The organism is Leptolyngbya sp. Cla-17 (assembly GCF_016807185.1).
In the GTDB taxonomy this organism is placed as follows: Bacteria; Cyanobacteriota; Cyanobacteriia; order Leptolyngbyales; family Leptolyngbyaceae; genus ULC077BIN1.
This window is the reverse complement of the sequence record NZ_JAEVYN010000002.1, coordinates 547,301-560,147: the sequence shown is the minus strand read 5'-3', so window position 1 is coordinate 560,147 and position 12,847 is coordinate 547,301. Positions and strand designations below refer to the sequence as shown.

Genomic DNA, 12,847 nt, shown 5'->3' with positions numbered 1-12,847 from the left:
GATGGCTAGTAAGCTGGCATCGCTACAGACAAACCAATACTCCCAAGCACAATTTTTTGAGACAGATCATTGGAGCGATGGGAAACTTCTTCTGCTGCAACGGCTTCTTTGTCTGATTGCTCAATCAATCCCACTAAACCATCTGAAATCCCATCAAACTCGAGCGCAAGCTCACTGTTGGTAAAGTCCAGCAATAGTTTTTGGGCTTTGGCAGTACCCCTTGGAGAGGCAAGATTAAGTGTGCGAATTTCTCGAACTAAGCGATCCAATTCCTGCAAGTAGCGATCGGGTATCGTTTGAGAGGTCTGCAAGAAGTCTACTATTTTTTGATGATGGTCATGGTTTGCCCAAGGCGATTGAATTTTCAAAAAGCGGTCAAGTTCTGGTATCGTCTGTTTGATTTCCTGACTGTGTTCCAAAATGTGAGCATATTCTGCATCAAAGTCTTTTGGAACTTTAGCTAGGGGAATGAGTTGCTGCTGATGAGTCCGAGATTGAAGAATACTCGTCTGTAGGCGACGAAGCAAACTCAATTCCTCTTGGGTGTGTTCTTCTTGCTCAACAGCTTGATGTTGATAATGATTGCCAACGCTAAAACCTGCGATCGCTCCTGATGCTGCTATTCCAAGAGCAAGCGTATAGCCCACACCAATTTTTTGTCCGACTGGCAAGCGCGATAGCCAATGCGTGAAGCTTATCTTTGACATAGTCAATCAGCCCAATCTTCATAGAACCTCTTCTATATAGCGTTTCCGGCTCCTGTGAGGTACAAACTAAAGGCTCAAACCCTTGCTCTCTATTATTCTGCCCGTACCTCATCCGACAGAAAACCGCTATAGTCATGCCTGCTCAGGTAAAACCCGAGTTAAGAAATCTTTAAGAAAAAGTAAATTTATTGATCAATCGCTTTTTTGTGAATTAAAACGACCTTAGATGGAGAGGGAAAAAGCAAGGTAAATTCGATTGTGCGTTAAAGGATTGTGGGCTTGGTAAAGTAGGATCAATTCTTTCCCCTCAAGAAGCTATGGAATGCCGACTTTGTGGTCATCCTAAGTGTCATAAGCATGGCAAGCTGCCCAATGGACACCAACGCTATTTCTGCCCTCACTGCCAGCAAACCTTCTGTGAGAGCTTTGACACGCTGTACTACTGGCGACGAGTGAGTCCGGAACAAGTTCAGCAGGTGCTACAAGCTCATAGTGAGGGCAGCAGCTTACGAGGGATTAGCCGAATTACAGGCTTGGCATACAACACCGTGGTCAGTATTGTTCGGGCATCGAGTGCCAAGGCTCAGCTAATTCATAACGACCAGGTCAAGCAAGTGGCAACCGCAGAGGGGAGTGCGGATGAGATGTGGTCTTTCGTGCAAAAAAACAGAAGCAATGTCTTTCCAATGAATTAGAAGTGGGAGACTGCTGGATAGGTCTGAGTTTAGCGGACTCCAGTGGACTGATTTTAGCGGCACGAGTGGGCAAGCATACAGACGAACTTATTGAGGAATTGGTAATTAGTACACAGGGAAAAACGGCTTGCAAACAGTGGAACAGTGATGACTGGGGAGGCTATGAACGAGTCCTTCCGCCTGAAATTCTGCACTATGTTGGCAAAGACAAAACGCAGCGCTTAGAGCGAACCAACGGCATCGTCCGACAACAAACTGCTCGATGGCACCGCAGGCAAAACAAGTTCGGCAAACGGTGGGAGCAAACGAAAGTGACAACACGCTTAGTAGTCAGCTATTTCAATTGGATTTGGCGGCATAGTCGATTCAAAACAACTGCGGCTCAACGAGCAAAACTGGCTGAGCAGCCTTGGACCTGGCAGGATGTCGTTACCTACCCCACAATCCTTTAGTGCACTACCGTAAATTCTAAGGCGCTAGATACAATAAATAAACGAGAGAAAATCACTCAGAGAGTAAAATTTGGGTGCAGCTGTAGTTTGAAACTGAAAGGAAAAGGCGCACCATGGCGATTATTGCTCTGAAAGCGTGGTATCTCCGAGAATATGAGCCAATTAAAGAGCTAGAAAAACGTCCTCATGATTTGCGCTTAAGCCGAAATAGTTTGTTGAAATCGGGCTTGCGAGCAGATTTTTTGGATGATATTGAAGAAGTTAGCCAGTCGGAATGGTTTCAGCGCTATCTTCAAGGCGACTCTACCGAGTTCTATATTGAAGGCAGCGGTGGCTATACCATTGCCAATATTGACCTTCGCAGTCACGAAATTTATTTCGCCAAACAGGAAGTGATGGCTCATTTGGAGCCAATTATTTATTTTTGCTATCAAACGGAGTTTCCCGAATCAAGCGAGTTGCTGCGGGATGAATTGCAGGCTGTAATCGAAAAGCTGAATCAAAAATCTCGATTGCCGATCGCGCTAAAAGAATCTCATCGGCTAACCGATGGTCCAGTCCGTTCGGAAAGTACTTTGATGCGATCGCTGCGCCAGAGTTTGCTGTTTATTGCCGATACGACAGCGATCGCGCCCAATCCAGCGATTCCAAATCAAGTGCTGCTGAGTCCGACGGTTTGTGTTGAGGTCGGCTATGCATTACACAGCAAGCGTTCTGAGCAAATTTTAGTTGCCCAAATGGAGCGAACTGATTTGCCAGGCCAGTTTCCGCTGGATTTGCCTAGTCAGCAGCGCCTGCCATTTAAAGATAAATCTCAACTCCACAAAACCTTACCTGTTTTAGTGGAAACTCAATTGCAGCGATTCAACTTATTTTCCTAAAATGTGTAAGAGTTTTCAGTCCCTAGTAGTTACTTGATATTTTTTAATCCAGTCTGGGCAAAGTGATTGTATCTGGCATTCCTGCTGGATAATGGCAGTACATAAACACAGTAGGCGATATGACGCAAGCAACAGATGGGGAACAGCGGAAAAGCAAGTATGCCCGCACACCGACTGAGTATGCGGTGCATCTTTTGATTGATGGAGGGCATCGTGAAGAAGTTCGCTTTTCCACCATTCAAGAGTTTCAAAAATGGTATAGCGGTGAATTGGTGCCCAAAGCGGCTTCCAGTGATTTCATCACTGTGCCAATCAAAAATATCCAGGGCGAATACATGGTGCTACGCCCCTCCAAGGTGCTGGCAATTCGGGTAGAGCCTGTGTTTAGTTCCAGTGTGGAACGGTTCTAAGGAATTGATCATGCGACTTTGGACGATTCCCATGAGGGATGCGCTTTGCGGAATCGCAACTTGTGCCTTCAGCGTCTTAGGACTGCTGGGAGTTGATCATAGGCGTGTAACCGCAACGTTAATTGCTGCTGCTCCGATAGTTAAGCCTGTTCCAAAACCTGCTGCCAAACTCAAGCCGCTAATCCCGGTTTCCACGCCACCGACTTTGGGTTTAGATCTGCAATTGTTTGGCACTGGGCAGCAGTCTGGCGATCGCAAAACCCTAGTGGCGGCAATTGACCACAGCTTGAGGTATTTAAGAACCCAAAAGGCGATCGCAGACTACGGCAAGCTGTCTACAACTATCCCGATAGACCGAGTGCAACGCAGTCTGAAGCGATTTCGCTCCCTGTTAATCACTAGCCGATCCCCAACAGAATTGAAAATGGCAGTTCAGCGCGAGTTTGCCTTTTATCAAGCCACTGGCAAAGATGGCAAAGGCACTGTCGGCTTTACAGGCTATTTTGAACCTGTTCATGCGGCGAGTCGCACCGCAACAAGCGAGTTCCGTTATCCAATTTTTCGGCTGCCTTCTACTTTTTCTCGGTGGTCAAAGCCTCATCCAAACCGCGCCGCTTTGGAAGGAGACGATGGCTTACAGTTTGCGAAAGGGTCGCTGAAAGGGTTAGAAATCGCCTGGCTGCGTGATCGCCTGCAAGCCTTTCTGATTCAGGTGCAGGGTTCCGCTCGGCTTAACCTTACTGACGGCAGCACCCTGACGGTCGGTTATGCCGGAAGTACGGATTACCCTTACACAGGTGTTGGGCGAGAACTGGTAAAAGCAGGCAAATTCAAACTAGAGGAACTGACCCTGCCTGCCCTGACTCAATACTTTCAAAAGAACCCGGCTGAAATGAACATTTATCTACCGCGCAATCAGCGGTTTGTGTTCTTTAAAGAAACTCAAGGTTCACCCGCCATGGGCAGCATTGGTGTGCCTGTGCTACCGGAGCGCTCGATCGCCACCGATAAAACCTTGTTTCCCCCTGGTGCCCTGGCAATCATTCAAACTCAAATGCCCTATCCAGCTACTGGCGGCAAGTTAGCTCAGCAGCAGGTGACCCGCTATGTATTAGACCAGGATACAGGCAGCGCGATTAAAGGTGCAGGACGGGTGGATGTATTCGTGGGAACAGGAGTTTTAGCGGGCGATCGCGCTGGACTGATCAACTCCAGCGGACAACTTTATTACCTGCTCCTGAAACAGTAAGACGTTGCAAGAAGCTGGGCGATCGAAAATAATCTAAAGGAGCGTTTTGCGAAACGCCCCTTTAAGAAGTGTCCTTTCGTAAAAATCTACGCCTCAATCACTACGCGCAAATTGCCTCGCTTTTTAGAAACACGGCAGGCAGTCGTGCCATTAGAACGCTCAAATTCTAGATCCAATAATGTTGGACCCACCCTCAAATTGTGCAGCGAAAGTTGATTGATGGAAGGAGGTAAAGCCGGGTCAATAATTCGCAGGGTGTTATTGGGCGCATCTGGCACCAAGTTGACCATCATTTGCAGTAATTGAAAGATGCTACCCGTTGCCCATGCTTGGGGCGAACAGGCAACCGGATACTGCACCGGTTCACTGCCATCCGTGCGTTCAAAGCCACAAAACAGTTCTGGCGGGCGTTGGTAGGGTTGGCGGTGGGTCATATCAAGAATTCCTTGAGCCACTTCCAGTGCTTGATCAATTAAGCCTAAGGAGCGCAAGCCGACCGCAGTCAGAGCATTGTCATGAGGCCATATAGAACCAACGTGGTAGCCCATAGGGTTATATGCCGGGGAAAGGCTACTCAGGGTGCGAATGCCCCAGCCATTAAACATATCTGGTGCACGCAGACGTTCGGCAACACTATAAGCTTTTTCCGGAGTAAAAATGCCTAAGTTGAGGCAGTGCCCAGGGTTAGAGGAGATGCTATCTACAGGTTTACCGTCTCCATCAAGAGCAATAGCGCAGTAATCTTGGTCTTCCATCCAGAAGTCGCGGTTAAAGCGAAATTTTAGATCGCGGGCTTCTTCTTCCCACTGGTCTGCCAAGTCGATGCGCTTTTTCATCCGGGCAACTTGAGCAAGGCGAATTTTGGCAGCATACACGTAGCCTTGAACCTCGCAGAGGGCGATCGCACCTTGAGCAAGATGCCCTTGTCGATTAACAATGCAGTCGTCGGAATCTTTCCAACCCTGGTTATCTAAACCACGACTAGATTTGCGATCGTACACGAGATAGCCAGTCTGCTTGCGCCCCCGATCAATCCAATCCATTGCCGCCAATGCATTGCTCCATAACTGGTCTAGCGTTTCGTGATCTGCTGTCCAAGCAAAGTACTCAGCATAGAGCATCAGCCATAGAGGCGTAGCATCCACGGTGCCATAGTAAGGCGTGTGAGGAATTTCCTGGCAACGCGCCATTTCACCGAAGCGAATCTCGTGTAAGATTTTGCCCGGTTGCTCATCTCGCCACTCATCCTCTTGCTTGCCTTGATAATGAGCCAGAATTTTCAGGGTTTCACGAGCAATTTGCGGATCCAGCATTAAGATTTGAGATGCGGCGATGATGGAGTCACGCCCAAACAACGTCGAGAACCAGGGAACCCCAGCAGAAAGGGCTTTGCCCTTATTAAAGGATTGCCGCAGCAGGTAAATATCTTGTTCAGCTTGCTCAATGATTTGATTAAAAGTGTTTTTATCGGAACGGATGGAGGTAGCCTGCTGGTGCCAGGTTTGTTCTTCCATCAATTCCGCTGCTTTCGCCTGCATTAATGTTCCTGGAGCATTGACCGTGGAAGCGGAGCGTCCATTTACAAGCGTTTGCAGGCGGTAGCCCAGGCGTTGGGTTTCGTGAGATTGTAAGTCTAGTTGCCAGACGGCAGTGTCGCCCTTGAGTTGGTCGGGTTGACGATCAACAAAGGAAATTCGCGATTCTATCAGCACACCGTCAAGCCCTTGATAAGCAAGGCTGAGTTCTGATAGCAAAGGAGGGAAGTCGGGAGAAGGGCGGGGAAGAAGAGAAGATGTGGGGAAACTTTCGACCTCTGTGCCTTCCTCTGAATGGCTTTCGGTTTCCCGCCCATTGTCGGGATTTTTTTCTACAAATGGGGCTAAGAGCCGTAAGCGATGTCCCTTATGTTCTCGGTTGAAGCCACGAATTTCAAATAAATCTACAAAATCCGCATCAAAACTGAGGCTTAGCTCAAAGCTGACAGGATTCGTACTGTAGTTGGAAATTTCAATTTCTTCAAAGAGTCCACCATTAATCACAAGCTCTCGCTTAATGCCAATAGATTCGGCTTTGATGCGATCGCCCAACGTAGGATTAGTACACAACACTGACAGCACAAATCCCTTATCAGCAGTACTGCTCAGCAGAGTGGGCGATCGCCCCTCAATTTGCAGTTCCAAACGGCTAAGAAAGCGAGTGTCTCCACAGTACAAACCCATACTGCTGCTGCGATCGTCGCCCGTACAGCCACCAATATTACCCAAAATATCGGTCAACAAAAATAGATCGTCATCTTTGAGAGTCAAGTGGGCTTGGGGCCGTTCGCTCAAAACACATGCCCACTCAGGTTGGGGAAGCTGATCGGCCCGAATAAACTGTCGTCCGCCGATTTCAATAGTTTCCAAAGTCATACCATCCATAAGTTGGAAAGAACTGTCAATAAAGAGTGAAGTATTGCACGTGTCGGGAAACCCAAAAAATCATGCAAGCTTAGCCTAGCAAACCGTTAAGATTGATGCCGTTCCAAATGAAATAATAGATATTTCAATCCTCTCAAATGGAAAACTTCTCTTTTTCTAGTCTCATAAGATCTATCCTGCTGGATTACTCGCGCTGTGGGCAGAATGTCTTAAGCAGTTTTAGAGAAAATCCTAGGTGAGTCGAGGATATTTACGGTGAGAAGACAGAAAACAAGCAAACTGTATGTGAGTGAGAACCGTTTTAGCAAAATTAAAGAGGCATCTATAAAATAAAAGGTAATTTATAAAATTATAAAATTTTGCTGACTTCACATCTATACTTCGCACTTCACACTGCTTGCCCGTCTAAGCGGCGCGAAATCGGGAATGTTGCTTTAAGGTGTCAGTCTGAAAATTCTGAATCCACTTCAAGAAAGAACCTGAACATTCGTCGTCAATTGGTCGGAGTAACAGCGCAGTATACTGAGTGCGCTGTTTGACAATCACTGCAAGATATTCTTGCCCTTCAATAGTGGCATGGTGAAAACCCTCAAGCTGCAAAGAAGACATGAGCAGCGATCGCAAGCCAAGTGCTTGAAAAATAGTTTGCACCCAACTCATGTTAGTGCTTTCAAGGGTGGTGAAATACTCTTTGGGTAGACCATTCAAATCAAAAATGGCTGCACCAATAATGTCATCAAGGTAAGACATGGCTGAGTTTATTACCCGTGGAGGGGATATTAACTCAGCATTTGTAGGAGAAGGAGGCATCGGTTTATCTTTCAACTGACGAGGGCGATCGCAGTGCAGCCTAGATTGTGATGAGAGCTTTGTTTCTAGCTTGAGCGATTCAATAATCCTAGTTGGTTCAGGGTCTCACATGACGAATTGATTAAAACTCTCAACATCACTCAAAGAACTATTGTTTTGTAGTCTAAACAACTTTTCAGACTCTTACGACCGTAAAATCCCGCAAGTAAATTTATGCCGAATGGAGTTCACTCCAGCGTTGCTGCAAATCTGAAATAGTAAAGACAGGTTGAAAAGGAATCTCTGCTTGCTGATAGCACTCTGCGCCACCTTGAAGCCGATCCACTAAAGCCAGCACGCCGTTTACCTGATAACCCGCAGATTTTAAGCGATCAACTGCTTGCAGCGCAGACTTTCCGGTAGTCACCACATCCTCTAAAACGGTAACTGAGCTTTTTTCTGGTAAGCTGGGACCCTCAACATAGGCCATCGTGCCATGCCCTTTAGCTTCTTTTCTAACAATCAGAGCAGCCAGCGATCGGCCTGCATAGGCAGCTACCACACTGGTTGCAGTCACCAATGGGTCGGCTCCTAACGTCAGCCCCGCAACAGCAATCGATTCAGACGGCACCATTGCCAGCAACAACCTGCCAACCGCCACGCCACCTTGAGGATGAAGCGTCACTTGCTTGCCATTGATGTAATAAGAACTGGTTTGCCCCGATGACAAAACAAAATCCCCTTCTTGATAAGCAACTTGACACATGAGATCTAAGAGTTGGTGACGAAGCACGGGCAATTCGAGAGTCGAAAATGAAAGGGAGGGTGGCATAAGTACTTAAAATAATGCGAGATGAATTGATATGAAGCTAATGCATCCAACTGAAATTGTGAGAAAGCTTCCGCTAGAAAAACCGTTTCTCGTGGCACTTAGCTGACAGAAAAAAGTTTAGAACTGCCATAAAAGTGAAGCCAAAAAATTGTTCCAAATTAATGACATCAATTTAGAAAGTCATGAGTACAATTGGAATGCTTATGAGTAAATATTAATCGGTTTGGTTAAGAAAGCAGGTAAAACTGTCGCTGTTTTGAAAAAAATGCCAATCCTAACCTTGCTCATAACAGTGAGCAATTGTCAAAAAACTTGAGGAGTTATCGCATGAATTTTGAGAGTCGTTCTATGTCTATTGGCTGTCGATGTGCGATCGCGGGATTGGCAGCAGCTACGGTTGGGATCGGGTTTTCTGCGGCAGCGATCGCCCAAGATGTCCCATTAGTTTCAGGCGTGCCTTTTGGACAGGTTTCCAACAAGTTTGATGATGCTTTCTTCAAACGCGGTCCTAGTTTTTATGGCACTAGTACTCTTGGAGGACAACTCAAAGTTCTCTTAGGTCCCTTTAGCGAAAATAATATCGCCCGTGATGGTAGATCTGTCAATGAAGTCTATCGAGAAGTACTGTATAAACAATTAAACGCAGGTCCAATCATTCGCACATTGGATTTACCCAACCCCTATCCATACTCTGTGCGTGACCTACCTGAATCAGTCGTAGTTCTACCCAATGAGGCAGCGCCAACGCCGGTGGTGATATTCCCTCAAGCAACCCAAGCACCTCAAGCACCGCAGCCCGTACCAGCGGCACCCCAAAAGCCAGTTCCAGGGCTTTGGTAAAGGTCTGGCGATCGCCATTTTCGGCTACACGATCATGAGACCGAAAATTTACTGCTAAAAATCAGTAATATCAATAATGCTAAATCAATCCAGGGTGCAGGAGTTGAACCTGCCTGGGGCGAATTATGAGTTCGCTGCCTAAACCGCTCGGCCAACCCTGGGTTTAGCATTTATTGTATATCGATTTTCAGTTTTGGTTGCTTTACAATTCTGCCTATCCGCAATTATCCGTCAGCGTAAGAGCAAGTCACTATATTCATCCCAACGTTTGCTGGCCTGAAATTCAGCTGTAGCGGTGCCATTAAAAGGTAAAAGGTTCAATTGCGTATTCTTTCCACTTGCGCTGATACCATTCGGCAATATAAGGGCGGACAGTGAATTTAGGGGGGCAGCCGTCTTCCACGTCAATCCGAATAAAAGAGTAAGGGCGGCGTTTCTGAGAACCTTGTCCAGTGCGACCGATAAATAATTGAGAGCGAGCAACAGAATACGGTTGTCCTAAGCCTTCCAATAGTTCTGAGCCTTCCAGTCGCTGTCGCCTCAAGCTAAAGCCACTACCACCACAGACAATCCAGTTCGTGTCAGCATCTGCGTGGCTCGTCTTGGTGGTGCGAAGATATTCCAGGCAGTGAGCATGACCTGTAATCACGAGGTCAACGATCGAGCGATCGCCTGCTGTCTTACCTACTGCTTTGGCAACTGCATCTAATACTTGCCGCAACCGAAGACGAATTGCCAAAGTTTGCGCTTGATGCCATTTAGTTGCCTCCGTCACGTAAGGCGGATGATGGAAATAGAGAATGCGTCCTCGCACTGACTCAGTATTCCAGGAGTCAATTAAGCGCTGCTCTAGCCATTCCAACTGTTCGCGATCGCTAAAACTGGTTTCATCTACATTTAGCTGTTTGTCAATGTCGCGAATAATTTCCGCCAATTGCTCTACCTTTGCCTGAATGTCATTCCATTGCTCTTCTTGTTCTGGCTGTTTGATGTCTAGGCGATCGGCTTCTTCAAGCAGCGATCGCTGTTCCTGCTCCAGTTCATCCCGTTTTCGATGTAATGCCTGTCGTGCGTCTTCTCCATCCAAACCAGTAGGCAATGGTAGAGGCGCATTAAAGGTATTAGAGTCAAGCGCGAAAAAATCGATTCCTCCTGCCTGAAACGTATAGTAGCGATTGGGTAATCGAGTGAACTTTCCAGGTTGGTAGCGCAGACAACGCCCAGCATCAGTTTTCGCCGTGTAGTGCTGGTCTAGGTGACGTTCCAGCTCTGCATCGGTCATAAATCGCTTTAAATAGTCCAAAAAGGCCTGGGCATAGGCATTACCTTGACCAGAGCCATGCCAGCCTATATCCAAATCTAGCCGATGGCGAATCAGGTATCGAAAGGGGACAGCGGCTTGGGCGATCGCCCCAGACCACCAGGGAAGATCGTAATAATCATGGTTTCCTGGGGTTGGTAGGAAGGGTTGATTGAAAACCATTTGATCGTATTTAATTCGACCAGGGCGATTGCCACCGACTAAAAACTCCCGATAGGGTTGAATAAAATTTTTGGGATAGTATTCGCTAGAGCCAACCATGTAGATTACATCGCCCGTGTGCAGCACAAAGCGACAGTCTTGGCGATGGGGCAGCATTTGTTCCGCAATTTTTCGCTGGGGATTGTGCCCACGATGATAGCCAGAGCCAGTGTCGCCAATCACCATAAAGGAAAAATCAGGGCTGTCATCCACACCGTCATCTAGCACCAGCGTTGTTTGATCAATGTTTTTTTGAGCAATTATGCGATCGCGCCAGCGCACCCGCTGCTGCATTTTGACAATTTTCGTTGCGCTATCTGGATCGACGATAAAAGTCATTTCTATACCTGCTGTACTTACTGATCACTATCCACGGTTCGCTTCAGCAATGGATCAACCCGTAGTTCTAGTTTTAACCAAAACTTAGTTGAGTCAGAATGACATATACCCTACGCGAAACTTGCCTCCTCAAACAAGCTTCAGGATCACCACAAACCCAAATATGAGCATTACTTAGATGACGGTGTGATTTACTTTAGAATCAGGGCGATCGCTTCAGAATTTTCTTTTGTTGAGGCGCATATCTATATGAGCAGCGATGATATGCCACCGATACTGCCCCGTTGATTGCCGCACCAATCATCAGAGTGTCAATCTTGATGACAAGAGAGATCGCGTCTGTCCCCGTTGCCCCTTACCATAAGAGTGCCAATCATTCGGTTTTCCGGCAAATGCCTACTCCTCCATTAACACTCAATTTAATTGAAGGGGCGGTTTCTTTTCAGTTCGCTCCTGAAGCCGCCCAAACGCTGCAAGGTCAAATTGCTGAGCTAATGACTAGCCTAAAAGTCGTTGCGACAAAAGGTTCGCCTGCTACCAAACCAAAGCCTCAAAAACCGATGGAATATCGCTTTACCGGAGACGTTTTTCTAGAAATCTTTTGTAACCCCAATATTTGGTCTTCACCCTTTGCTGCAAAAGTGCTCATCACGCTCAGAGACGATCGCATTCGCTTAACAACTGAAGCCGAGCTTAGCCGATTGGTAGAAGATGTGAACCAGTATCTAGAGCAAGCTAGTTAAATTCGCCATCTCTTCGGCAGGAATCAGTGAGATTACAGTAGAATCATTGCAGTTTTTCTTTCAGAGCTTTTATAGTTCCTTCTGAAAGCTTTTATGGAAGTCGCACTGCCATAAAGAGTCCTGTAGAAAGCTTCGCTAACGTTTCACGAATCGATAGCTGCACATATCTTACGCTAAGCATTTAGCAACCATCCGCTTGATATTAAGGAACGACACCTGATGAATTCTGAGACGTTAATTCAGTTACTGCAAAATGGTTTTCGTGTCACACTAGGCGCGACGGCATCCATGATTGAGGTCGTCCAAGATCCGCAAAAGCGGCAGGAGAACTTATCGAAACTTCGTCAAGAATGGAGCCAACTTGCAGAAGAATGGGCAATTAAAGGAGAATTAACCGAGCAAGATGCTCGTAACTTTGTAGACACTGTTTTGAGTCAACGCCGCGCTCAAAGTCCTTACCCCTCAAGTTCCGCCACTACGCCTGTCTCAACTGAGCCTAGTGTACAAACTGAAATACAAGAACTTACTACTCAAATCGCTACCATTCGAGCAGAACTCGAAAATCTAAGGAGCCAAGAGTAGGAAATGTGGGAAAACAGTTCTTTTAACGTAAAGACACAACAAGCATTTCATTGCCAAAGCTTGAATGCGTTGATGAAACTTTTAGATGTGAGAGCGAACTGTGGGAGTGATGCATAACTCTAAACCAGGCTAGCGGCTTAGTCGTTCTCCCACTTTTCATAACCAATCAGATCGCCAATCCGATCCCTTAGCAGAAAATTGCAGCGCTCTAGTTCACATTCAATCCATGCCCATTCGCGGGCATGGATATATTGGCACAGAATATAGATAGGTTGATGTCGGCTTACGAGTCCTTCTTGGACTAATTGACGAGCCTCATCTTGAATCACGGGTAAGGAGTACTGAATTGATTGAAGCATAATCACCCTTCTAAGCTTCGTAGCAAA

13 protein-coding genes and 1 tRNA gene are annotated in these 12,847 nt (G+C 46.7%); 7 read left to right on the top strand and 7 right to left on the bottom strand.

The features are described 5' to 3' along the window. Positions 1-5 precede the first annotated feature (5 nt). The gene (locus JOY44_RS32160; protein WP_171574270.1) at positions 6-707 is read right to left on the bottom strand and encodes a hypothetical protein; all 702 of its coding nucleotides are present in this window, start codon (positions 705-707) and stop codon (positions 6-8) included. 317 nt (positions 708-1,024) lie between these two features. Between JOY44_RS32160 and JOY44_RS13755 the strand changes: the two genes are divergently transcribed. The 4 genes from JOY44_RS13755 (at position 1,025) to JOY44_RS13740 (ending at position 4,394) form a co-directional block, all read left to right on the top strand. Next, a protein-coding gene (locus JOY44_RS13755) for an IS1 family transposase (protein WP_171572708.1) occupies positions 1,025-1,854 on the top strand; the annotation gives its coding sequence in 2 pieces (ribosomal slippage) (positions 1,025-1,366 and positions 1,369-1,854; 828 coding nt in all). A gap of 113 nt (positions 1,855-1,967) precedes the next feature. Next, positions 1,968-2,735, top strand: a complete 768-nt coding sequence (locus tag JOY44_RS13750; RefSeq protein WP_171574269.1) for a hypothetical protein — start codon at positions 1,968-1,970, stop codon at positions 2,733-2,735. A gap of 119 nt (positions 2,736-2,854) precedes the next feature. Continuing rightward, positions 2,855-3,145 carry a hypothetical protein gene (locus JOY44_RS13745; RefSeq protein ID WP_171574268.1) on the top strand — a complete coding sequence of 97 codons (291 nt, stop codon included), beginning with the start codon at positions 2,855-2,857 and terminating at the stop codon, positions 3,143-3,145. A gap of 10 nt (positions 3,146-3,155) precedes the next feature. Beyond that, entirely contained in the window at positions 3,156-4,394 is a 1,239-nt protein-coding gene (locus JOY44_RS13740) for a murein transglycosylase A (protein WP_197985315.1), read from the top strand. A gap of 86 nt (positions 4,395-4,480) precedes the next feature. Here JOY44_RS13740 and JOY44_RS13735 read toward each other — a convergent pair whose 3' ends face one another. From JOY44_RS13735 to pyrE, 3 genes are all read right to left on the bottom strand, one after another. Further along, positions 4,481-6,805 carry an amylo-alpha-1,6-glucosidase gene (locus tag JOY44_RS13735; protein ID WP_171574267.1) on the bottom strand — a complete coding sequence of 775 codons (2,325 nt, stop codon included), beginning with the start codon at positions 6,803-6,805 and terminating at the stop codon, positions 4,481-4,483. Between the two features lie 414 nt (positions 6,806-7,219). Then, the gene (locus tag JOY44_RS13730) at positions 7,220-7,564 is read right to left on the bottom strand and encodes a hypothetical protein (protein ID WP_171574266.1); all 345 of its coding nucleotides are present in this window, start codon (positions 7,562-7,564) and stop codon (positions 7,220-7,222) included. Between the two features lie 271 nt (positions 7,565-7,835). Continuing rightward, positions 7,836-8,435: an orotate phosphoribosyltransferase gene (pyrE, locus tag JOY44_RS13725; protein WP_171574265.1), complete on the bottom strand. Its 600-nt coding sequence runs from the start codon at positions 8,433-8,435 to the stop codon at positions 7,836-7,838. 348 nt (positions 8,436-8,783) lie between these two features. On the opposite strand from pyrE, the gene JOY44_RS13720 reads away from it, so the two are divergent. Then, positions 8,784-9,275, top strand: a complete 492-nt coding sequence (locus tag JOY44_RS13720; protein ID WP_203032025.1) for a hypothetical protein — start codon at positions 8,784-8,786, stop codon at positions 9,273-9,275. A gap of 88 nt (positions 9,276-9,363) precedes the next feature. Here JOY44_RS13720 and JOY44_RS13715 read toward each other — a convergent pair. After that, positions 9,364-9,436: transfer RNA gene (locus JOY44_RS13715), tRNA-Ile, on the bottom strand. Positions 9,437-9,576: 140 nt separating this feature from the next. Further along, complete coding sequence (locus JOY44_RS13710) at positions 9,577-11,136, bottom strand: metallophosphoesterase family protein (protein ID WP_171574263.1); 1,560 nt, start codon at positions 11,134-11,136, stop codon at positions 9,577-9,579. 320 nt (positions 11,137-11,456) lie between these two features. Between JOY44_RS13710 and JOY44_RS13705 the strand changes: the two genes are divergently transcribed. Both JOY44_RS13705 and JOY44_RS13700 read left to right on the top strand, forming a co-directional pair. Then, the gene (locus tag JOY44_RS13705) at positions 11,457-11,879 is read left to right on the top strand and encodes a hypothetical protein (RefSeq protein WP_415881126.1); all 423 of its coding nucleotides are present in this window, start codon (positions 11,457-11,459) and stop codon (positions 11,877-11,879) included. Between the two features lie 219 nt (positions 11,880-12,098). Then, positions 12,099-12,461 (top strand): hypothetical protein, encoded by a 363-nt coding sequence (locus JOY44_RS13700; RefSeq protein ID WP_171574262.1) that lies wholly within the window; start codon positions 12,099-12,101, stop codon positions 12,459-12,461. Positions 12,462-12,598: 137 nt separating this feature from the next. Here JOY44_RS13700 and JOY44_RS13695 read toward each other — a convergent pair whose 3' ends face one another. Beyond that, positions 12,599-12,820: a DUF4327 family protein gene (locus tag JOY44_RS13695; protein WP_171574261.1), complete on the bottom strand. Its 222-nt coding sequence runs from the start codon at positions 12,818-12,820 to the stop codon at positions 12,599-12,601. Positions 12,821-12,847: the final 27 nt, after the last annotated feature.

What these genes read in the sequence shown, in the direction of transcription:
- JOY44_RS13700 (WP_171574262.1), top strand. Translation starts at nt 12,099, where the DNA reads ATGAATTCTGAGACGTTAATTCAGTTACTGCAAAATGGTTTTCGTGTC.
- pyrE (WP_171574265.1), bottom strand. Translation starts at nt 8,435, where the DNA reads ATGCCACCCTCCCTTTCATTTTCGACTCTCGAATTGCCCGTGCTTCGT.
- JOY44_RS32160 (WP_171574270.1), bottom strand. Translation starts at nt 707, where the DNA reads ATGTCAAAGATAAGCTTCACGCATTGGCTATCGCGCTTGCCAGTCGGA.
- JOY44_RS13730 (WP_171574266.1), bottom strand. Translation starts at nt 7,564, where the DNA reads ATGTCTTACCTTGATGACATTATTGGTGCAGCCATTTTTGATTTGAAT.
- JOY44_RS13710 (WP_171574263.1), bottom strand. Translation starts at nt 11,136, where the DNA reads ATGACTTTTATCGTCGATCCAGATAGCGCAACGAAAATTGTCAAAATG.
- JOY44_RS13745 (WP_171574268.1), top strand. Translation starts at nt 2,855, where the DNA reads ATGACGCAAGCAACAGATGGGGAACAGCGGAAAAGCAAGTATGCCCGC.
- JOY44_RS13720 (WP_203032025.1), top strand. Translation starts at nt 8,784, where the DNA reads ATGTCTATTGGCTGTCGATGTGCGATCGCGGGATTGGCAGCAGCTACG.
- JOY44_RS13735 (WP_171574267.1), bottom strand. Translation starts at nt 6,805, where the DNA reads ATGACTTTGGAAACTATTGAAATCGGCGGACGACAGTTTATTCGGGCC.
- JOY44_RS13740 (WP_197985315.1), top strand. Translation starts at nt 3,156, where the DNA reads ATGCGACTTTGGACGATTCCCATGAGGGATGCGCTTTGCGGAATCGCA.
- JOY44_RS13750 (WP_171574269.1), top strand. Translation starts at nt 1,968, where the DNA reads ATGGCGATTATTGCTCTGAAAGCGTGGTATCTCCGAGAATATGAGCCA.
- JOY44_RS13695 (WP_171574261.1), bottom strand. Translation starts at nt 12,820, where the DNA reads ATGCTTCAATCAATTCAGTACTCCTTACCCGTGATTCAAGATGAGGCT.
- JOY44_RS13705 (WP_415881126.1), top strand. Translation starts at nt 11,457, where the DNA reads ATGACAAGAGAGATCGCGTCTGTCCCCGTTGCCCCTTACCATAAGAGT.